Below are 22,190 nucleotides of genomic sequence, written 5' to 3' on the forward strand. Positions count from 1 at the left end.
ACTTCGCTTACGTAGCGGTACTAAGCTCGAACTTCGTTTCACTCTTTCTTGCTAAGTGCCGACGAGCTCAGATTGTCTACCTCTCTTGAAAAGCTTGGGAACTCGTGCTAAAAATATTCTGTTGAGTCTTATTGGAAGGAGTGCTTATGGATATTTACGGAAAAAAGAGAAATGAGTTACTGGCAGAGACGGTTATTAAGGGCTTGAAGTCTCGAAATATGACAGGCTATTATGCCAAGGACAAGGAAGAGGCTTTGAAGCTTGCTTTGGATCTGATTCCCAAGGGTAGCAGCATTTCCATGGGCGGCTGTATGAGTGCTATGGAGATTGGCTTGGTGTCTGCCTTAAAGGAAGGGGAATACAATTTTATTGATAGAAGTCAAATGGAGCCAAGGGCGGCACTGCTTGCGGCCTATGATGCGGATGTTTTCTTAGCCAGTGCAAATGCCATGACGGATGATGGAGTTCTGGTAAATATTGACGGGAATTCCAATCGAGTATCCTGTATTGCTCAGGGACCGAAGAAGGTGGTGTTTATTGTGGGGATACAGAAGATTTGTCCTGATCTGGATAGCGCTATGAAGAGAGCCAGAAACGTGACGGCTCCCACCAATACCCAAAGGTTTGATATTAAAACACCCTGTAAGGTAACGGGAAAGTGCTCGGATTGTAAATCTCCGGATACCATCTGCTGTCAGATTTTAATTACCCGCTTTTCTCGCCATAATGACCGAATTCATGTGATTTTGGTGAATGAGGAATTGGGATTTTAGACTTCGGCGATATATTGTTGAAGTGTTGTTAAGAATGTTTTTCATTTAGCTGCATTATAATACTTTACTTTTACGCTCTCATAATATGGAAGCGAAAGCGTAAAGGTAAAGTAGAATAATTCATTATAAGCAAAATTTATTATAAAAAAGCTACTATAGGAGTTCTGAACTGCCACAAAAGTTAGAGTTCCTACAGTGGCTATTTTTTTATCTTTAAAGTTTATGGGAGGATATTATAGCTACAATTCACTATATCATAACATTAATATTGTATTATAACATAAATAAAGTTATAATACGTTTTAGTAGTTATGGAGGAATGAAATGGAGTATATAGAGCGGATACTTGATATAAAAACAGAATATAATGATTGGGAAGATAGAAAAAAAATACCATATTTTCTAACAGATCGCTATTCTTTTAAAAAGGCAAAGTTGGATGAAACAGATTGTCTCTTCATGTATATAAAGGGAAAAATGGAAGATATAGTTTCAGTGAAAAAGCATGTACAAAAACTTGCTGAAATAGTGAATATTCCTGTGGTTTTAGTGCTTGATGAATGTCTACCCAGACAAAGGGAAAGTCTAATAAAGGCAAGAATTCCCTTTGTAATGGAAGGGACGCAGATATTTCTTCCTTTCATGGGAGTAGCATTGCAAGAAAAATTTAGCAAAAGAATGTTAGCTCCTAGAAAAATCAGTCCTGCGGCACAGGTTTTATTTTTATATTTCCTATATAGTGGAAAAGAGGAGATTAGTCTCAGCGAGCTGTCCAATCATCTATCCTATTCATTGATGACTATCAGTAGAGCTACAAAACAGCTGGAAGATACCGGAATTATTAAAAGCCATAAAAGAGGTGTTAGCAAGTTTGTTACTTCGGAATTTCATGGAAAAGAATTATTTACAGTTGCAGAAAAATTTTTAATATCTCCGGTAAAGAAAAAGTTGTATATTGAAAGAAAAGATTTGAAGGATGAATTCTTAAAGGCCGGAATTTTCGCATTATCAGAATATTCCATGCTAAGTCCTTCCAAAATAGAGACTTATGCTACTATGCAATTTTATGGTAATAGCTATGAATTCATGACGGATATAGACAAAGAAATTCAGCTGGAAGTATGGCATTATGATCCGAAGCTGTTTGGAATGAAGGGGAAGATAGATGCTCTTTCCTTGTATTTAAGTTTAAAGGATAATGCGGATGAACGCATACAGATTTCTCTTACTGAAATGATGGAAGAATTTTGGAGGAAGAAATATGATAAGAGGCTTACATAGTTTCAGAGAATGGTTTCAAGACTATGAATCCAACTATATTATTATTGGCGGTACCGCTTGTGACTTACTGATGTCAAACTTTGATATGGAATTTAGAGCAACAAAAGATCTTGATCTTGTTTTGATTCTTGAAGTCCTGACTGTGGAGTTTGGTCGGAAATTTTGGGATTATATTTTGGAAGCGGGATACGAACATAGAAACAAAAGTAGTGGAAATAGTCAATTTTATAGATTTTCTAAACCTAAAAACGATTCTTATCCGGCTATGATTGAAATATTTTCCAGAAGAACGGATAAAATGGTATTACCGGAGGACGCAGTACTAACACCGATTCCGCTAGAAGAGGAGTTATCGAGTCTATCAGCAATTCTCTTAGATGAAGATTACTACCAATTTCTTAGAAATGGGCCGGTAATATTGGATGGAGTTAGTATTCTGAATACTCCTTACTTGATTCCATTTAAAATGAAGGCATGGCTGGATTTAACAGAAAGAAGAAAATTTGGCGAAAAAATTGATAGTAGAGATATCCGTAAACACAGAAATGATGTATGTCGCATGTCTGAACTTTTAGGAGAAGAAATAATGATTCCCACGAAGGGAATCATTAAAAAAGATATCTCTGAATTTTTATTAAAGATGGAAACTGAAGAACTGGATACAAAACAGTTAGGTCTGCGACAGAGTAAAGAAGAAATCATTAGGCGTTTAAAGAACTGTTACTTAAGAGATGATAGAGGAGATTTGTAGATTCCCTATCTGTTCTCTATACTCTGATATTCGCCTTTTTGAATTCCTTTTCCAATTCCCTTCTCTGAGCCTTTTTCTTCATATCTTCCCGCTTATCATAAAGCTTTTTACCACGGCAGAGTCCCATGTTCAGCTTTACAAGACTTCCTTTAAAATAAAGGGAAAGGGGCATAAGAGTATAGCCCTGTTCCTTGATTTTCCCCAGAAGTCTATGAATTTCCTGCCTGTGCAGCAGAAGCTTTCTGTCTCTTAAGGCATCCTTATTGAAAATGTTGCCCCGCTCGTAGGGGTTGATATGCATGCCTACCACAAAGCATTCCCCGTTTCGAATCTGACAAAAGGCTTCTTTAATGGAGGCTTGTCCCAGACGAAGAGACTTTACCTCGGTTCCGAAGAGCTGAATTCCACATTCAAAGCTTTCCTCCACAAAGTAGTCGTGAAAGGCTTTTTTATTGTTGGCGATTTGCTTAATGCTTTCCTTAGTCAAGACTATTGCCTCCTTCTGCATCTTCCGGATAGTAGGGAAGAAAATCAATACTTCTGCTGAGGGTGTCCACCGCATAAACGGAAATCCACATGGGGTCTCCCATATGGAAGGTCTTTCCGCTTGCCTCGCCCCTAAGACTGATTTCCTCCTCATTGAAAATGTAGTAATCCTCTGTCATAAAGCGAAGAGGAATCATGCCTTCAATGCTATTCTCTAATGTAACATAAATGCCGTACTGGGTTAAGCCGGAAATTCTTCCCGGGAAGACTTCTCCCAAAAAGTTCTTCATGTACTGACATTTTTTCAGCTTCATACAGTCCCGTTCCGCTTCCTCTGCTCGTCTCTCTCGAAGAGAGCTTTGGCTTGCCACTTCCGGCAGAATCCGCTCATAATGCTTGCTCCGTTTCTCATTTTCCTGATAGGCGATATTTTCCTTGATGATACGATGAATCTGCAGGTCCGGATAACGACGGATGGGAGAAGTAAAATGGCTGTAATACTTACTGGCCAGTCCAAAATGTCCCTCCGGCTCCGTGCTGTACTTGGCTTGCTTTAGGGAACGAAGAATCATGCTGCTGAGCATGGCTTCCTCCGGTTTTCCCTTCAATTTGGAAAGCACCTCCTGCAAGGCCTTTGGTCTAAGGCTGTCCGGATCCTTTGTCTTTAAAATGTAGGAAAAGGAGGAGAGAACGTGGGAGAGATTCTGCCATTTTTCCCAATCCGGCTTTTCGTGAATACGATATAAAAAGGGGATATCCCGCCAGTAATATTCCTCTGCCACGGTTTCATTGGCAATGAGCATGAATTCCTCAATAATCTTATGGGATTCTTCTCTTTCCTCTGCACAGATTTTGGAAATATTTCCATTTTCATCAAAGTATACCTTGGATTCGGGAAAATCAAAATCCAAAGCTCCTCTGGCCATTCTGGATTTTCGAAGAAGCCTTGCCAGTTCCCGCATTTTCGTAAGAAGCTCCCGGAAGGGCTGATAAGAAAGCTTTTCCTCCGGATACTCCCATTCCTTATCCTCTAAAAGCGCCGTAACCTTGTGGTAGGACATCCTTTTATCGGAGCAAATGACGGAGGGGGTGATTTCGTGGGAAAGGGGGCGACCTTCCCGGTCAAAGTCCATGATACAGCTGAGACAAAGTCTGTCCACACCCTCATGGAGGGAGCAAATGCCGTTGCTTAAAGCCTTCGGCAGCATAGGAATTACCCGGTCTGTCAGGTAAACGGAGGTGCCCCTCTCCAGTGCTTCCAAATCCAGAGCACTTCCTTCCTTCACATAGTCGCTTACATCCGCAATGTGCACATAAAGGCGGTATTCTTCCTTCTCCGGAAAATATTCCAAAGAAATGGCATCGTCCAAGTCCTTGGCATCCTCTCCGTCAATAGTGATGGTGGTAAGCTTTCGAAAATCCTTTCGTCCCGGCTCCTCAGCCTTCTCAGGGGATACGGCATTGGGAAGCTGATTGGCCTCCAAAAGTACATCCTCGGAGAATTCCTCCGGTAGGGAGAAGGATCGAATCACGGAAAGCACATCCATTCCCGGATCATTTTTATTTCCTAAAATCTCCTTTACTTCTCCAACAGGGTAGGAGAGAAGGGAACTGATTCTTTTCCGGGGAATTCGACCTCGAGGTGCATTGTTCTCCTTGGAAGGACCATAGGAAAGGATTTCTACCACAACCTTATCTCCGGGAACAGCACCCTTATCTCTTCCCGGAGAAATCAAAATACAATCCGGAAGCTTGGGATTATCCGGGGAAAGATAGAGGCCTTCCCGCTTTTCCTTTACAAGTCCCAGCACTTCCTTATTGGCACGTTCTAAAACCTTGCTGATTTTTCCCTCGGCCTTACTGCCGTTTTCCGCCCTTTTTGTAAGGATGACTTTTACCAGGTCTCCGTCCATGGCATTACCGCTTTCTCCCTTGGGAATATAGACCTCTTCTTCCTTTTCACTTAGAGAAACAAAGCCGAAGCCTCGTCTGCTGGCATGAAAAGTGCCCTTTTGGGAAAAGCTTTCTGCCCTGCTGTATTTTCCCTGCAGGGAAATGCCGATAATGCCCTCCTCCTGCATCTCCATAAGAAGCTCCTGAAAGGCTGCCTTTTCTTCTTTTGGTACGCCAAGAAAGAAGCAAAGTTCCTTTTCCTTCATGGGGTGGTAGCTCGGATCCTTAATCAGATCCAATATAATTTTCTTTAACTTATCCCTTTGCTCTTCCCGCATTTTACTCCTTTTGTTCTTTAATTCCTTTAAATCTTTTAAATCCTTGAAGGCTCAACGAGTTTTCCGGTGAACTCTTTGAACGCTCATTTTCTTAGCCGTTCTATTTTTCTGTATGGATTATCTTTGGATATGAGAAAAAGCCTGCATAAAATGCAGGCTTACCATACAGAGGAAATAATCTTACCAAATAATGTCCAGCACCAATGCCACAGCAAAAAAGGCAAAAGCCGCAAACTTGGTAAACTTCTCTAAGTTCCCTTCAACGGAACGACCTCTATTCTTCTGCCAATAGCTGTCTGTTGTACCGGAGAGAGCGCCTAAGCCCTGACTCTTTCCTTCCTGCATCAGAATAATGGCAGACAATGCTAAGCCCAGTAATACAAATACAATAACCAAAAAAATCTTCATGGAAAACCATTCCTTTCAAATTTACATACCGACTGAGTATAGCATGATAGGGATAGGCGAGGCAAGTATTTTTTATGGAAAAACAGTGCTGAGACTTTATGGAAAAAACTCACTAAGGCTTAGCTATAAACTTACAAATCGGATTTCCTTTGGAAGAGAATTTCTCCTCATATTCGGTCATCACATTTCCCTCATTCAGGACAGGATCGTGGTGTAAATCTCTTGTATTTGCCAGAATCTGCCAGTGACATTCCGCCAAGCTGTCCAAGGAATAGCTAAATAGGTCTTGATTATCGGTCTTCATTTCCAGGAAGGCGTCTTTTGCCAGAATTTCTTTGTAAATCTTTAAAAAGACAGGACTGCTAAGTCTTCGATTTGCCTGCCTTTTTTTTGGCCAGGGATCGGAGAAATTCAGGTAGATTTTTCCGATTTCCTCAGGATCAAAGACATCTGCCAAAAGTCTGGCATCTATACTGATGTAGAAAAGATTTGTGAGAGTAAGATCAGGCTCCTGTTTTTCCCTCCTTTGAATCGCTTTCAGTAAAACGCTATCGTAGCGCTCAATTCCGATATAATTAATCTCCGGATTTCTTTTGGCCATTTCAAAGATAAACTGCCCCTTGCCCATACCGATTTCGATGTGCAAAGGATTGGTATTTCCAAAGAGCTTTTCGGAAAAAGCTCCCTTGTACTGTTCCGGATTTGATAAAACATAGTGAGAATTTGCTACAAAATCTTCGGAACCGGGGATATGACGTAAACGCATAGGTACTCCTTTATAAATGGGGTTGAATTAGAGGAGGGAAAGCAATATCGAAATGTTAGAACAAACATGAAAACAGATTTTCAAATTTTAAAGAAAAAAGCGAGCTTGATTAAATCTATAGCATCACCTGGAAAGAATGCGAGCATTCTTTCCGCATTGCGTAGGACAAGGCGGTGCAGTCGGAAATGCTTGCATTCCCGCCTGCGCCACCTTTGTCCTACACAAAAATGTGCGGAGCACATTTGGTGATGCTTACTGAAGGAACAAATCCATATATATATTTGCTAAAACTCTTTGTTTACTCAACGTTAAGTTTCTATGAATTCAAAAACTTATTAAAGTCTCCCTTAGCTTTTTCTTCTTTATCCCTGATTTTTACTGTTTTTTTATACCTTACCGGCTCTCCTCCTAATCAAAATTAAGATTTTCTTTATAGGATAGGAACAGTGCCTATGGTATCATAGAACAGCGTTTTCATCTATAGAAATAAGAGGTACAAAAATATATGCAAGATCATATACGGAATTCAAAATTATTCCATAGAGGACTTTCTCTTGTCTTAGTAGCCGGTCTATTGGGGCTTACTGCTTGTGAGAAGAAGCTTGGCGCTGAGGAGCAGGCTGCTTCTTCTTCGGATATTGTCCTGACAACTGAAGCGGAGTCGGAAGGAGTGATGGCCATTGCGGCTCTTGGCTTAAATGCCAATGTTCTTCCCTCTATTGAAGGAGTTACCATTGACGGGCAGGCAGAGGACTTAGCACCGGTCAATCTTACCGTAGGTGTAATTAATTCTGTTGTTAAGGATTTGCAACAAAGATTGATGAACCTTGGCTATATGGAGGAGGATGAACCGACCACTTATTACGGAGATGCCACCTCCAAGGCAGTGCAGTATTTCCAAAGACAGACAGGACGGAAAATGGACGGTATTACCGGTGTAGACACCTGGGATGCTCTGATGTCGGAATCCGCTCCCCATTATGCGGCAAAGCTTGGCTTCCAGGGAGACGATATTACCAAGATTCAGTACCGTTTGTATAACCTGGGATACCTTACGGAAAGCGGCCAGATTAACGGAACCTTTGATCAGGATACGGAAACTGCAGTAAAGAAATTGCAGGAAGTCAATAAACTGACGATAGACGGAACGGTGGGCCAGACCACTTACAATCTTCTATACTCTGATGAAGTAAAGGCCAATATTATTGCCCTTGGAGAACAGAGTGAGATTGTAAAAAAATACCAGAATCGTCTGATTGCGTTGGGATATCTTTCCGGAGAGGCGGATGGAAATTTTGGACTTAGTACGCAAAATGCCATTCGTGCCTTTCAGTCCAGAAATGACCAGGTGGTGGATGGCTACCTCGGTCCGGATACCAGAAGTCTTATGGATTCTGAAAATGCCAAGCCCTTCGGTATGCGTCTTGGCGAACAAAGTGATGATGTAAAGAATATGCAAAATCTTTTGGTAAAATACGGCTATCTTCCTCAGGATAAAGCCTCCGGCTATTTTGGAGAGCTGACAAAAGATGCGGTTATTGCCTTCCAGTCCGTGAATGGTTTAGGAACAGACGGAACAGCAGGAGCGAAAACGCTGCAGCTTCTTCAGTCCGGCACAGCCAAGTCTAAGCCGAAGCCAAAAGCAAAGGCGAAGACACCAAGCCGTGGTAATGGAGGCGGTGCAGCCGGAGGAAATTCCGCTCCGGCAGGAAGAGGAGATACCGGATCCGGCGGAAGTATTTCTTCCGGTGTGGGCGGTGCAACTGTTTCCGGATCTGCAGGATCTTTGATTTCCATTGCCTCATCCAAAATCGGTTCCCCCTATGTATGGGGAGCCAAAGGACCAAATTCCTTTGACTGTTCCGGATTTGTATACTGGTGTTTGAATCAGGCGGGCGTGGGAACCTCCTATATGACCTCCTCCGGTTGGAGAAATCCGGGACGATTTAAGAAAGTAAGTATGGGAGAACTACAGGCAGGAGATATTGTGGTGGTACGAGGACACGTAGGAATTTATGCCGGAGGAGGCTCCGTTATCGATGCATCATCCTCCAATGGCCGCGTGGTGCACAGAAGCTTATCCGGCTGGTGGGCCAATAACTTTATAACCGCATGGAGAATCTTCAGCTAACAGCAGAAGAAGACTGAGCAAGTGAAGAACTGTAAAAAACCAATAAAGAAAGTAAAAGATGCAGTATAGGTCTGAAATAAGAGGTATCTGGGCTGGTGAGCCGACCAAGTGAAGGACTATAAAACTCAATTAAAGCAGCGATAGATGCAGTGTGGATCTGAAATAAGGGGTAATCTGAGCCCCTTGATACTAACGGCGAGCTGACCAAGTGAAGGACTATAAAACTCAATAAAAGCAGCGATAGATGCAGTGTGGGTCTGAAATAAAGGGTAATCTGAGCCCCTTGATACTAACGGCGAGCTGACCAAGTGAAGGACTACAAAAATCAATAAACGAAGCGAAAGATGCAGTACAGGTCTGTAATAAGGGCAATCTGAGCCCGTCAGTACTTACTGAAAGCGAGCAAAGCGAAGCTTGAGGTTAGTACTGCTACGAAGGCGAGGTTAGCGGGAGCGTGCCCAAATTACAGACCTGTACTGCATCGGAGCGAGTTTTCTTGATTATTTATAGTCCATCGCTACGAGGCGAGGTTAGCGAGAGCGTGCCCCCGTTTCAGACCTATACTGCATCAGAGCGTATTTTCTACATTGCTTACAGTCCATCACTACGAAGAGCGAACATAGCGAGAGCGCGCCCCGATTTCAGACCCACACTGCGTCAGAGCATGCTTTCTTCATTGTTTACAGAATTCCGTTAGAAAGACTGGACGAAACGGCATTTTTCCCTTATCTTTAAAGGATAGGAAAAGAGATAGCAAAAGGATTGTCAGTACATTCCTTTTTTATACAATATCCACCCGAAGGGAGAGACTTATGGGAAAGAAAACAACGTTGGTAATCATGGCTGCGGGATTGGGCTCCCGTTATGGTGCGGGCATTAAGCAGTTGGCAAAAATTGGTCCCTATGGAGAGATTATCATGGATTATTCCGTGCATGATGCCCTGGAAGCAGGCTTTGAAAAGCTGGTTTTTGTGATTCGAAAGGATATTGAGGCGGACTTCCGGGAAATAATTGGGAAGAAAATCGAAAAGATTGCGGATGTAGATTATGTTTTTCAGGAAATCACGGCACTGCCTGAAGGATTTTCTGTGCCGGAGGGGCGCACAAAGCCCTGGGGAACAGCCCATGCATTAATGCAGTGCAGAAAGCAGGTACAGGGACCCTTTGGAGTGATTAACGCGGATGATTTCTACGGAAAAGAGGGCTTTCGTCTAATCAATAATTTCTTACAGGCAGACAGAGCGGATTCCGGTATGATGGAAATGTGCATGGCAGGCTATCATTTGGTAAATACCCTTTCCAAGTACGGTTCTGTAAATCGTGGAATTTGTCAGGTGAGTGCAGAAGGCTATCTTCAGTCCATTTCCGAAACCTACAATATTGAACGCAAGGAAGACGGCATTTTACGAGGAGAAAATCAACAGAAGAAAGTTGTGGAGCTGCAGGAGGATGCCATTGCTTCCATGAACATGTTTGGACTTCCGGAGCATTTTCTGGATGTACTGATTGAAAAATTCCCTTCTTGGTTGGAGAAATACGGCAAGGAAGCGAAGTCTGAGTATCTGTTGCCCAGAGAGGTGGATTGCCTGATGAAGGAAGGAAAGGCCAGAGTAAAGGTTTTAGAGGATCATGACCGTTGGTTCGGTGTGACCTATCAGGAAGACCGTGCATTGGCGGAAGAAGCTTTACGGGAATGTATTGCAAAGGGCTTATATCCGGAACAATTATATCGCTAAGGGAGTATATTCGGAGCAGTTGTATCGCAAAAAGGATACGTCCCCAAGTTATATTACTAAAGGAATGTATCCGGAGCAGTGATACCGTTAAGTTAAGATAGGGAGTAGGCTTTGGCGGATCGGGAAAGAGAATCAAGAAAAAGGAAATTAAAGCAAAGGGTCATCATAGGAAGTAAGGCGGAAGAAGGTCTTGAAGAAGAGCTGCAGGAAGAAGGAAGAAGGGCAGAAGACAATCCGTTTTCTTTAACTGCGAAAAACTTTTGGCTTCCTTTTTTGTTGATTCTTTTCTTTCTTTTTGCGGTAGGCTTTTTCTTTTACGGAAGAAGGCGTTTTGGACAAAAAGAACTTCTATGGAAGGATAGTCTGGAAGAAGGCAAGGGAGCAGAGGAGGAATACAGCTATTTTCCTTACCGGGATGGGGTAATCAAACTCAGTAAGGACGGAGCGAAGTATGTTTCTTCCCAGGGAAAGGTGCTTTGGGATCAGGCCTTTGAAATGGGACGAGCTCTGGTTTCCGTTTCCGGAGATTATGCTGTCGTCGGAGAGCAGGGCGGCACCAAGCTGTATATATTTTCTTCCCAGGGACTTAGCGGGCAGGGAGAAGCTCCCAGTACCATAGAAAAATTACGGATTTCCGAAAAGGGTGTAGTTTATGCGCTTTTGTCGGAGGATCAGGGAACCTATATCACGGTATTTTCCAAGGAGGGCAAAAATCTGGACATCGGCATCAAGTCGGTGATGTCGGGGGACGGTTATCCCATGGATTTATCCGTATCTCCGGATGGGACGGAGCTCTGTGTGGCATTTGCCCATTTGGAGCAGACCGCTGTGAAATCCAGAGTGGTTTATTATAATTTTTCTTCCTTAGGGAAAAATGCCGGTGCTGACCGAGTGGTTGGAGGCTTTACCGATGATTTTTCCGGGGGTATTGTAGGAAGAGTGCATTTTTTTACCGATGAGGAATCCTTTGCGGCGTATGACGGGGGCTTGGCTTTCTTCTCCACGAAAGTAAGAACCAGTCCGGAGCTGAAGAAGAAGGTGGAAATTCCGGAAACGATTCGGATGATTTCCTATGACAATAACTATCTTGCAGTTCTTACGGATCAAAGAGGCGAGACTCAGGAGGATGGGGGAAAATCCGGAGGTAAAGAGGGCGCAAAGGGCGGCAATACTAAAGACCCGAAGAAAAAGAAACAAAGTCCTGTAGCAAGTGGAAGTACCCTTACGGAAAGCAAAGAGAATTCCGGTAAAGAAAAGCAAAAGACGAAAGTCTCTTCCGGAAGTAAAAAGAAAAAGCAGGAAAAACCCTATAGACTTTTGATTTTCCGAAAGACCGGAGAGAAAATTTTGGATAAACCCATAGACTTTATGGGCAACAACATGGAGTTAAGTCAGGATAAGGTAATTCTCTATCAAGAGAAATATTTTAAAGTTTATGATTTTCAAGGCAGACTGCGTTATAATGGGGAGACCGAAGAAGGTTTGCAATATATTCGTTCTTTGTCAAAAATTCAGTTCGGGGGAACGGATTTATTCTTGGCATATCGAAACAGAGAAGAAGCTATTCGGGTAAAATAGAAAAAGCTTCAGCTATGTGCTTTTAGAAATATTCAGAAGAGTAAGGTGTGTAGCTAGCTACAGAGGAGGGGTAAGATGAATCAATATTGCGTAGGCATTGATGTAGGGGGAACTTCCGTAAAATGCGGTATCTTTACCTATAACGGCGTACTGTTGGACAAGTGGGAGGTACTCACCAGAAAGGCGGAGCAGGGAAAGTATATTCTTCCGGATGTGGCTGAGGAGTTAAAGAAGCATTTGGCGGAAAAGACCATTGCCTATGAGGATGTGGCAGGAATCGGGATCGGTGTACCGGGACCTGTAGAGCCGGACGGACATGTGCCTGTTGCGGTAAATCTAGGCTGGAAAGACATTTATCCGGCAAAAATCATGAGAGAGCTGATGGGCGGAAAGATTCCCTGTGCAGTAGGAAATGATGCCAATGTGGCGGCCCTTGGAGAGCTTTGGCAGGGAGGAGGAAGAGGTTTCTCCGATATGCTGATGGTAACTTTGGGAACCGGCGTAGGTGGCGGTTTGATTCTGCATGGCAAAATTGTTACCGGCGCTCATGGTGCAGGAGCGGAAATCGGACACATCCATGTGCGGGATGTGGAGGGAGAACGTTGTGCCTGCGGCGGCATGGGTTGTCTGGAGCAGGTGGCTTCCGCTACCGGAATAGTGAAGGAGGCAGAGCGTTTTCTTCGGATGTTCAGAGATCCTTCTTCTCTTCGTATCTATGGAAAAGCCCTTACCGCAAAGATTGTTTGTGAAGCGGCTAAGGAGGGAGACATTCTGGCCAGTACAAGTTTAGAATGCAGTATGCGTTATCTGGGAATTGTTTTGGCACAGGTTTCCATGATTGCGGACCCGGAGATTTTCGTTATCGGTGGGGGCGTTTCTCGAGCAGGAGACTTCCTCTTACAGATTATTAAGAAGCATTACGAGGAGCACACACCGATTTTAAACAAAAAGGCGGAGCTGATGCTGGCTAAGCTTGGAAATGATGCAGGAATTTACGGTTGTGCAAAGCTGATGCTGGATAGGGAATAGTTTTCTCTATAAATAGGTATAAAATAGAAATGCTTTGAATGGATATCGTCTAGCGGAAGTAAATCCGGACAAGTTCGTCCAAGAGTAGAAAGGGATAGAATGAACCAAAAGGTCTTAAAGACATTGGAGTTTTACAAAATCATAGACCGATTAGTGGAGGAGGCAGACTCTTCTTTGGGTAAGGAGAAGTTGAAGGCCTTAGAGCCTTCTTCTTCCTTTTTAGAGGTGGAGCAGAGTCTTTCGGAAACAGAGGCGGCACAAGACCGCATTCGTTTAGGGGGAGGAATTTCCTTTCGGGGAATCAAAGAAGTCCGCCCCTATTTTTCCCGTTTAGCCTTATCCACAGCCCTTTCCATTCCGGAGCTATATGATATTATCCTGATTTTAGAAAAGACCAAAAAAGCAAAGGATCAGGGAGAAGAGAGGGAAGATGCTTTACAGGAGTATTTTCAGGCTTTAGCCCCCTTGGATGATATTCGAAGAGAGCTGCAGCGCTGTATCCTTTCCGAAGAGGAGCTGGCGGATGATGCCAGTCCGGAGCTTTCCCAGCTACGCAGGAAGGAAAAGGGCTTAGAGGAAAAAATCAACCAGGAATTAAATCGAATTTTACAGCATAACCGTTCCATGCTGCAGGATCCGGTGATAACCCTTCGAAACGGAAGGCATGTGTTCCCTGTTAAGGCGGAATATAAAAATGCTTTCCGGGGAATTGTTCATGATGAAAGTAGCTCAGGGGCTACTCTTTTTATGGAGCCCTTCTCCATTGTTCAGCTGGAAAATGATATGCGGGAACTTTTGTCTTTAGAGAAAAAGGAAGTGGAGAAGATTCTTTTACAGCTCTCCCTTTCTTTAGCGCCCTTTACCGAGGAACTGGGGGAAAATGTAAAGATTTTAAGTCATTTGGACTTTGTTTTTGCCAAGGCAAAACTTGCCAATAAGATGGACGGGGTAAAGCCCATCTTGAATCAGGAACGAAAGACGGTGCTTTTGGATGCCCGCCACCCTCTGATTCCCAAAGACAAAGTGGTGCCCATCAGCATTCGCCTGGGAGATGACTTCAGTCTTTTGGTGATTACCGGACCCAATACCGGTGGTAAGACGGTTTGCTTAAAGACTTTAGGATTGTTCCAATTGATGGGGCAGGCGGGACTCTTTATTCCGGCTTTCCAAGGCTCCAGCATTACGGTGTATCGGGAGATTTATGCAGATATCGGGGATGAGCAAAGCATTGAGCAAAGTCTCTCCACCTTCTCCTCCCACATGACCAATACGGTACGGATTTTACAGGGGGCAAGGGAAGACTGCCTTTGCCTTTTTGATGAGCTTGGGGCAGGAACAGATCCTACAGAGGGAGCGGCTTTGGCATTGGCTATTCTGGACCACCTTTTCCAACAGGGAATACGAACCCTGGCTACCACCCACTATGCGGAGGTAAAGCTTTACGCCCTGTCTACTGATGGAGTGGAAAATGCCGCCTGCGCCTTTGATGTGGAAAGTCTCAGGCCTAGCTATCATCTCTTGATCGGTGTACCCGGAAAGTCCAATGCCTTTGCCATTGCGGAGAAGCTTGGTCTTCGAAAGGACATCATTGCTTCTGCGAAGAACCGTTTGGGAGAGGAAGACCTGCATTTTGAAGATGTAATTGCGGATTTGGAAAATACCAAACGACTTGCCCAGAGGGAAAAGGAAGAAATTGAGCGCTACAAGGCGGAGGTGGAGAGTTTAAAGCAGCGTGCCAGAGAATCCACCAAAGGCATCGAAAAAGGAAGAGAGAAAATCCTGCAAAGAGCCAGAGAAGAGGCTGCTCAGATTTTACGGGAGGCTAAGGAAACCGCTGACCAGGTGGTAAAGGAACTACGTCGGCAGGAGGCAGGAAAGAGCAGTGCCTTAGAGGGAGAAAAAACCAGAACCAAGCTTCACCAAAAGATACGGGAAAATGACGAGGCTCTGTCCTCCACCATGGTAAAGGGACCTTCCCAAACCATTTCCTTAAAGAAATTGGCCATCGGAGACAAGGTAAGGGTTTTAAGCATGCACGATATGGTGGCAACGGTTACCACTCTTCCGGATAAAAATGGAATGTTCACCGTTACTGCCGGTATGCTTCGCACCAAGGTTTCCGCCAAGGATGTGGAATTTATCCAGCATAAGGAAAAGGAAAAGGAAAAGCCGGAAAAGAATCAGGGAAAAGTCGCCTCCATCGGAAGAGGAAAGGTGCTGGGAATCTCTCCGGAAATTAACTTAATCGGAAAAATGACGGCGGATGCGTTGCCGGAATTAAATAAATATTTGGATGATGCCTTTTTGGCCAGACTGCCTCAGGTACGAATCGTTCATGGAAGAGGTACCGGAGCCCTTCGAAAGATGGTGCAGGAATGCTTGAAAAAGAATAAGCATATCGAATCCTTCCGTTTAGGAGAGTATGGGGAAGGCTCTGACGGTGTCAGCATTGCCTTTTTTAAGAAGTAAAAAGCCGATGCAGCTTAAGTTCTGCATAGACTACAGAAATAAGCCGATAAACGCTCATCTACTGCATAGCTTGAAGGGAAAAGCAGCTTCGGCGATTTTTAACGTAAGGAAAGTTGGAAAACATTAGAAAGGAGGAAGCATGGCGGAAAAACAAAAAATCTTGATTGTGGATGATGACAGCTCCATTGCAGAGTTGGTTTCCCTATATTTGGAAAAGGAGTGCTACGATACCCGTATCTGTGAAGACGGGGAAGAAGCCTTGAAAAGTCTGGAAAAGGAGCCGGTGGCACTGATTATTTTAGACCTGATGCTTCCGGGAATTGATGGCTATGAGGTTTGCAGAAGGATACGCACAAGCTCCAATGTGCCCATTATCATGCTTTCCGCAAAGGGAGAGACCTTTGATAAGGTGCTGGGCTTAGAGCTTGGAGCGGACGACTATATGCTAAAGCCCTTTGATACCAAGGAGCTGGTAGCTAGAGTGAAGGCGGTTTTGCGAAGAAGCCAGCATGTCTTTTCGCCACCTTTGGAGGAAGATAAGGAAAAGGAAGGGGGAGAAGACCTTTTACGAAAGGGCAAATATATCGCCTACGAAGACTTGGTAATCAACCTAAGCAATTATGCGGTGCATTATAAAGGAAAGGCTATTGATATGCCCCCAAAAGAACTGGAGCTTTTGTATTTCTTAGCCAGCTCTCCCAATCAGGTTTTTACCAGAGAGCAGCTTTTGGATCATATTTGGGGCTATGAGTTTGCCGGAGATTCCCGGACAGTGGATGTGCATATCAAGAGGCTTCGGGAGAAGCTTCCCCAGGTGGAAGAGTGGGAGATTTCCACAGTCTGGGGCATAGGGTACAAGTTCAGATTAGGATAAAGACCGGAAGCTAAGCTCAGGTTGAGATGGATAGAATAAGGCAGGAGGGAATTTGGGAAAACGATTATTTATCAAATTTATCATCACCTACCTGCTGTTTTTTCTCTTTGGCTTTCTTTTTCTTTATTTTTACGGAGAAAAGTCTATCGGGCAGAATCTATACCAAAGAGAGGGACAGGAGCTTTATAGTGAGGCTACCAGGCTTGCCAACTTCTATTCCAAAGAGGAAAACGGAGCCCTTTCTCTGGATAGACTCAGTAAGGAGATGGAAGGTAACATTCATAGAAGTAACGTGGAATGGACCTTGGTGGATAAGGACGGGAAAATTCTACAGCATAAGGGGAAGGACAATCTGAGCGGAAAGATTGTGAGTGATTTTGATCCTACGGAAAACGGTGGAAAAATTGCTTTCCGAGGCAATCTTCACGGTTTACTGCCTGAGGAACATATCTTGGCCCAGGCTCCCATTCAGAGAAATTACCAAAATCTTGCTTACCTGATTTTACATAAATCCGTAGCGGGAATAGAGCAGGAAAAAGCAATGCTGTTCAGCATTTTCTATAGAGGCTTTCTGGCTGTGGCCGTATTGTCTCTTTCCATTTTTTTCGTTTTTTACTTTTGGGTTTATCGACCGCTGGGAAAAATTACGGCAGGGGCGGTACATTATGCGGCAGGAGAATATTTGTATCGGATTTCCGTCGGTGGAGGGGATGAAATGTCCTACCTTGCGGATACTCTGAATTTCATGGCGGAGGAAATCCAAAAATCCGATGACTACCAAAGGCAGTTTATTGCCAATGTTTCCCACGACTTCCGCTCCCCGCTAACCTCCATAAAGGGCTATTTGGAGGCTATGTTGGATGGAACTATCCCCAAGGAGGCGGAGGAAAAATATTTGCTTCGGCTGATTTCCGAGACGGAGCGCCTGAGTAAACTGACCCAGTCCATGCTGAGCTTAAACAAGCTGGATCAGGGAAGCTCTTTAAACCGAAGCAATTTTGATTTAAACCGGATGATTCGAGAAGTTTGTGCCAGCTTTGAAATGCAGTGTCAGAAGAAAAAGCTGGGATTTTCTCTGGTGTTTGCAGAGAAAAAACAGATGGTCAATGGGGATTATCCTAAGATTCAGCAGGTCTTTTACAATCTTTTGGACAATGCGGTAAAATTCTCCAAGGAGGATTCGGAGATTCAGATTCGGACGGAGCAAAAAGGCACGAAGGTGCTGGTGGGCATTAAGGATCAGGGCATCGGAATTCCCAAGAAGGATTTGGGGAAGATTTGGGAGCGTTTTTATAAGACGGACATTTCCAGAGGAAAGGATAAAGCCGGTACCGGCTTGGGACTGGCCATTGTAAAAAGTATTATCACTGCCCACGAGGAAAACATTGACTGTGTTTCCACGGAAGGAGTGGGTACGGAATTCAGCTTTTCACTTCCCGCAATGGAACGGGTAGAAGAGTAAGATAGCAGGGCTTTAGAGGAACGCAAGATGGAAGAACATTTTATTCGAGAGAAAATCGTAGGTCCTAAGGGAAAATGGAAAAAAAGGCTGAAGAAGGCGGTACTGATTCTGCTTTCCGGCGGGCTTTTTGGTATAGCGGCAGCCTTTTCTTTCTTTTTTCTGGGAAAACGCCTTTCCCAGGGGGAAGTTGAGCAAGCAAAGGAAAGCATTGCCCTGGTGGAAGAAAGTACGGAAGCGGCATCGGAAAGCACGGCGGAAACCGAAGCGATTGAAGATGTAGTACAGTCAGAGTTGCAAAAGTTTGATTTCTCCGTATCCAGCTATGACAGCCTGATGTCCAATGCCAAAACGCTGATTTCCGAAGGTGAAAAATCCTTGGTAGAGGTCAGTATTCATACTCCCGGAGAAGATTCTCTCAGTGAAGCAAACCAGCATTGTACCGGGGTGATTTTAAAAAAGACCAAAGAAGAGGCGGTGATTCTCTTTTTGGGAGAGGCCAAGGCAGGGGCAGGCTACGAGGTCACCTTTAACCGGGAAAAAAAGCTTCCCGCCACTCTTCGGGGGAAAAGCGGCAGGGATCGATGGGTGGTTCTTACCGTAGAACTTTCTTCTCTAACGGATAAGGAGTGGGAGAAAATTCAGGAAATGCCCAGAGGAAATTCCAGACTTCTGCAAAAGGGAGACACGGTACTGCTTTTAGGCTCCCCCTTGGGACAGGCCTATTCCTCAGCTTTAAGCACCATCGGCGTTTTGTCCTATGACAAGGCTTCGGAGGACAGGGTTTGGGAAGAAATCAAGATGCAGTTCTCCGGAGAAGAAAACAGCACAGCCTTTGTTTTAAACACAAAGGGGGAATGGGTAGGCTTCTACACGGAGGCAGAGGATAGAAAAGCAGGAAGACAGATTATCGGAATATCTGATGCTTTAGAAAGTCTGGAACGACTCAGTAATGGAGGAATTCTTCCCTATTTCGGCGTAAAGATTCAAAACAGTTCCAAGACCATGAAGGAGCTGGGAATTCCGGAAGGGGTTTATGTCACGGAGGTGGTGGAAGACAGTCCCGCCTACTCTGTTGGAATTCTTCCCGGGGATATTATCATAAAATTGAACGGAAAGAGCGTTGATACCGGCAAGGCTTTTCAGGATACTTTGCAGGAACAGGCGGAAGGAGCGGTTGTTCCCGTGGAACTTCTCCGTTATAATGGTAAAGAGTATGTAGAGTTAGTGCTTTCTTGCCCTATACAGGCAAGGTAGGAAGGAAAGAATATGGAACGAGTTCCTAACCCCAATCGTTTTATTGAGAACTTTCGAGATGGGCTTCGGGTAAATAATGTGTATCTGGTAAAAACCAAGAACGCTGCGGTAACAAAAAATGGGAAGGAATACTTGAATGTCTGTTTGCAAGACAGAACCGGCACCATTGATGCCAAGGTATGGGAACCCAATTCTCCGGGGATATCGGACTTTTCTCCCATGGACTATGTGTACGTGGAGGGAAATGTCAGCATTTACAACGGGGTAAATCAGCTAAGTATTCAGCGCCTGTCGGTGGCTTCCGAGGGAACCTATGCGGCGGAGGATTTTTTACCGGTCAGTAAGCATGACCGGGAAGAAATGGGGAAGGAACTATTTGCTCTGATTAAGACCGTACAGAACCCTTATTTACAGAAGCTGTTACAGAAGCTTTTTGTGGAGGATAAGGAATTTTACAAATGCTTTTCCTTCCATTCCGCTGCAAAATCCGTGCATCACGGCTATGTGGGAGGACTTTTGGAGCACACCCTGTCTGTTGCCAAGCTTTGCGATTTTTACGCAAGACACTATGGGGATATCAATAGAGACATTTTGTTAAGTGCGGCTCTTTGCCATGATATCGGAAAAACCAAGGAGCTTACTCCCTTTCCGAAAAATGATTATTCCGACGAGGGACAGCTTTTAGGTCACATCTTAATCGGCTACACCATGCTTTCGGAAAAGATGCAGGAGATTCCCGATTTTCCGGAGAATATAAAGACAGAGTTTTTACACTGTATCCTGTCCCATCACGGGGAATTGGAATACGGTTCTCCCAAGAAGCCGGCTACCATGGAGGCTTTGCTCCTTTCCTTTGCGGACAATACGGATGCCAAGCTGGAAACCATGCGGGAGTTTATTGAGCAGGGAGAAAAGTCCGGAAAGGCCAAGGAAGCCAACGGCTGGGTGGGCTTTAACAAACTTTTGGACAGCAATGTAAAGAAGACTTTCAATTAAAAATTTTGTAGGGTGAATTCTGTAGGCTGAATTTTGTAGAGTAAATCCTATAGAGTAAATCCTATAGAGTAAATCCTATAGAGCAAATTCTATAGTGTATATTCATCAAGAGTTTTCAGAGATTTCTCAGTTAGATTTTATATAGTATGTAAAAGAGGATTTTGTGATTCGATTATTTTTAGGAGATAAGGTGCTTCCTTTTGAAGCGGACATTCGGGAGCTCTGTAAGGCATTTTACCCCGGGGAAGATTTCCAGATTCATAGCAGTCAGGGGATTCGCCTGATGGAAACCACACAGGAGGAGAAGAATGCCTTTAAGCGGGCGAAGGAAGTGGGACAGCCCACAGAGGTAAATAAAAAGAGCTTAAAGCATAAGCCGGAAGAAAAGAAAAATCGCATTTTAACAGAGGAGGGGATTCTCGACCCTTCTCTGTTCCTCTTTTCTCTGGAAATCACCGGAGAAGAGCTTAGCTTTACCGGAGATAGGGGAAAGGATAAGTCCATTTTAAAGGCCTATCTTTATGATATTTTGGAAAAACAAAGTGGAAGAAGCCTGCCTTGGGGAGACTTAACCGGCATTCGTCCTGTAGGGCTTTGCCGGAAAATGCGGGAAGAAAAGGGACAGAGTCCCGAAATTTTGTTCCCTGCTCTAAAAGAAGAGTATCGTTTGGAGGGAGAGAAGGCGGAGCTTTTATATAAAATTTCCCTACAGGAGGAAGATATTTTACAAAGGGCGGAAAAGGCTTACGGAAAAAACATTTCCGAAGGTTACAGTCTTTATATCAATATTCCCTTTTGTCCTACCCGTTGTGCCTACTGCTCCTTCCTTTCCATGCCTATGGTAAGTTTTTCCGAAAGGATGCCGAAATACCTTTCTCTTTTAGAGGAGGAAATGCTTTTTGTGCTGCGAGAAATGGGGGAGAAAAGAGGAAAGCAGCTGCAAAGCATTTATATCGGTGGCGGAACCCCAACAGCCCTAGGGGAAAAGGATCTGGAAATCCTGCTTTCCTTAGTGGATAAGCACTGCTTTTCCAAAGGAAAGGGCGCCATAGAATATACGGTGGAGGCCGGAAGACCGGATTCCATTAATCGGGAAAAGCTAAAGCTTCTACAGGATTTCTCTGTAGATAGAATTTCCATTAACCCCCAAAGCTTCCATCAGAAAAGTTTAGACATTATCGGAAGAAAACATTCCGTGGAAGAGGTGAAGGAAAAATATTCTCTGGCAAGGGAATTAGGTTTTGACAACATTAACATGGACTTAATCTTAGGTCTGCCGGGAGAGCATTTGCAGCAGGTGGAGGAAAGCCTTTCCGAAATCCTGCGCCTGGCGCCGGATAGCTTGACGGTACATTCCTTGGCGGTGAAGCGGGCCGCCAGACTAAAGGCGGAGGAAAATCATTTTCGAGAAATCTATCAGGCAGGAGGAGAGGCGGAAAGCTTTTCCTTGGATAGAGAGTTTTCCATTCCCTATCTGCCTTCCTTAAAGAAGCGACAGGAGAGAAGAGAAATCGAGTGGATGATGCTTTGCAGTATGGATACGGCGGAGAAATTGGATTTACAGCCCTACTATCTTTATCGCCAGAAAAACATGGCGGGAAATCTGGAAAATATCGGTTTTGCCAAGGAAGGGAAGGAGTGCCTTTACAACATTTTTATGATGGAAGAAAAGCATAGTGTTTTAGGAATCGGGGCAGGAGCTTCCAGTAAGATTCTCTTTCCGAAAGGCCGAATCGAAAGAACGGACAATGGAAAGGATATGCATTCTTATTTGGAGCGTTTTCCGGAGTATCTGGAAAAGAAACGGAGACTTTTGGAAGAGGAGGAGCTTCGGTAAAAGGGGCTGTAAAAAAATCAAAACAGTTTTCTAAGCAATATTGCCGAAAATCTATTTCTTATTTTGATTTTCACAGCCCCTTTTATGGGCAAAGAGGTTTAAAGACAAGTAATACGGAGTAAAGAAAC

Annotated in this window: 17 protein-coding genes; 13 read left to right on the plus strand and 4 right to left on the minus strand. The window is 44.1% G+C overall.

The genetic code is table 11. The annotated features are described in order from the left end of the window. Positions 1-146 precede the first annotated feature (146 nt). The 3 genes from RYO92_RS04540 to RYO92_RS04550 all read left to right on the plus strand — a co-directional run bounded on the left by RYO92_RS04540 (position 147) and on the right by RYO92_RS04550 (position 2,805). Positions 147-773, plus strand: a complete 627-nt coding sequence (locus RYO92_RS04540; protein WP_315369628.1) for a lactate utilization protein — start codon at positions 147-149, stop codon at positions 771-773. Positions 774-1,097: 324 nt separating this feature from the next. After that, positions 1,098-2,054 (plus strand): HTH domain-containing protein, encoded by a 957-nt coding sequence (locus RYO92_RS04545; protein WP_315369629.1) that lies wholly within the window; start codon positions 1,098-1,100, stop codon positions 2,052-2,054. Continuing rightward, positions 2,035-2,805 (plus strand): hypothetical protein, encoded by a 771-nt coding sequence (locus tag RYO92_RS04550; protein ID WP_315369630.1) that lies wholly within the window; start codon positions 2,035-2,037, stop codon positions 2,803-2,805. The genes RYO92_RS04545 and RYO92_RS04550 overlap by 20 nt, the downstream gene beginning before the upstream one ends. Positions 2,806-2,821: 16 nt before the next feature. On the opposite strand, the gene smpB is transcribed toward RYO92_RS04550, so the two are convergent. From smpB to trmB, 4 genes are all read right to left on the minus strand, one after another. Further along, complete coding sequence (smpB, locus tag RYO92_RS04555) at positions 2,822-3,292, minus strand: SsrA-binding protein SmpB (protein WP_315369631.1); 471 nt, start codon at positions 3,290-3,292, stop codon at positions 2,822-2,824. Beyond that, positions 3,285-5,522 carry a ribonuclease R gene (gene rnr / locus RYO92_RS04560; RefSeq protein ID WP_315369632.1) on the minus strand — a complete coding sequence of 746 codons (2,238 nt, stop codon included), beginning with the start codon at positions 5,520-5,522 and terminating at the stop codon, positions 3,285-3,287. Before rnr ends, smpB begins: the two co-directional genes overlap by 8 nt. A gap of 180 nt (positions 5,523-5,702) precedes the next feature. Then, complete coding sequence (gene secG / locus RYO92_RS04565) at positions 5,703-5,930, minus strand: preprotein translocase subunit SecG (RefSeq protein WP_007156701.1); 228 nt, start codon at positions 5,928-5,930, stop codon at positions 5,703-5,705. A 112-nt stretch (positions 5,931-6,042) separates the two neighbouring features. Next, entirely contained in the window at positions 6,043-6,696 is a 654-nt protein-coding gene (gene trmB, locus RYO92_RS04570) for a tRNA (guanosine(46)-N7)-methyltransferase TrmB (RefSeq protein ID WP_315369633.1), read from the minus strand. Between the two features lie 505 nt (positions 6,697-7,201). Between trmB and RYO92_RS04575 the strand changes: the two genes are divergently transcribed. The 10 genes from RYO92_RS04575 (at position 7,202) to hemZ (ending at position 22,062) form a co-directional block, all read left to right on the plus strand. Beyond that, positions 7,202-8,827 carry a C40 family peptidase gene (locus RYO92_RS04575; RefSeq protein ID WP_314328690.1) on the plus strand — a complete coding sequence of 542 codons (1,626 nt, stop codon included), beginning with the start codon at positions 7,202-7,204 and terminating at the stop codon, positions 8,825-8,827. An 812-nt stretch (positions 8,828-9,639) separates the two neighbouring features. After that, entirely contained in the window at positions 9,640-10,563 is a 924-nt protein-coding gene (locus tag RYO92_RS04580) for a nucleotidyltransferase family protein (RefSeq protein WP_315369634.1), read from the plus strand. A 111-nt stretch (positions 10,564-10,674) separates the two neighbouring features. Further along, entirely contained in the window at positions 10,675-12,141 is a 1,467-nt protein-coding gene (locus tag RYO92_RS04585) for a DUF5711 family protein (RefSeq protein WP_315369635.1), read from the plus strand. A gap of 75 nt (positions 12,142-12,216) precedes the next feature. Beyond that, positions 12,217-13,170: an ROK family glucokinase gene (locus tag RYO92_RS04590; protein WP_315369636.1), complete on the plus strand. Its 954-nt coding sequence runs from the start codon at positions 12,217-12,219 to the stop codon at positions 13,168-13,170. 99 nt (positions 13,171-13,269) lie between these two features. Continuing rightward, on the plus strand, positions 13,270-15,639 hold the full coding sequence (locus RYO92_RS04595; protein ID WP_315369637.1) for an endonuclease MutS2: 2,370 nt from the start codon (positions 13,270-13,272) through the stop codon (positions 15,637-15,639). A gap of 139 nt (positions 15,640-15,778) precedes the next feature. After that, complete coding sequence (locus RYO92_RS04600) at positions 15,779-16,513, plus strand: response regulator transcription factor (RefSeq protein ID WP_007156692.1); 735 nt, start codon at positions 15,779-15,781, stop codon at positions 16,511-16,513. Between the two features lie 52 nt (positions 16,514-16,565). Beyond that, positions 16,566-17,975 (plus strand): sensor histidine kinase, encoded by a 1,410-nt coding sequence (locus tag RYO92_RS04605; protein ID WP_315369638.1) that lies wholly within the window; start codon positions 16,566-16,568, stop codon positions 17,973-17,975. Between the two features lie 27 nt (positions 17,976-18,002). Continuing rightward, a complete protein-coding gene (locus RYO92_RS04610) occupies positions 18,003-19,229 on the plus strand; it encodes a S1C family serine protease (protein ID WP_315369639.1) in 1,227 nt (408 codons plus the stop codon). A 12-nt stretch (positions 19,230-19,241) separates the two neighbouring features. Then, a complete protein-coding gene (locus RYO92_RS04615) occupies positions 19,242-20,225 on the plus strand; it encodes a 3'-5' exoribonuclease YhaM family protein (protein ID WP_315369640.1) in 984 nt (327 codons plus the stop codon). 163 nt (positions 20,226-20,388) lie between these two features. Beyond that, complete coding sequence (gene hemZ / locus RYO92_RS04620; RefSeq protein ID WP_315369641.1) at positions 20,389-22,062, plus strand: coproporphyrinogen dehydrogenase HemZ; 1,674 nt, start codon at positions 20,389-20,391, stop codon at positions 22,060-22,062. The last annotated feature ends 128 nt before the right edge of the window (positions 22,063-22,190 follow it).

The organism is Oribacterium sinus (assembly GCF_963553175.1).
GTDB classification, from domain to species: Bacteria; Bacillota; Clostridia; order Lachnospirales; family Lachnospiraceae; genus Oribacterium; species Oribacterium sinus_B.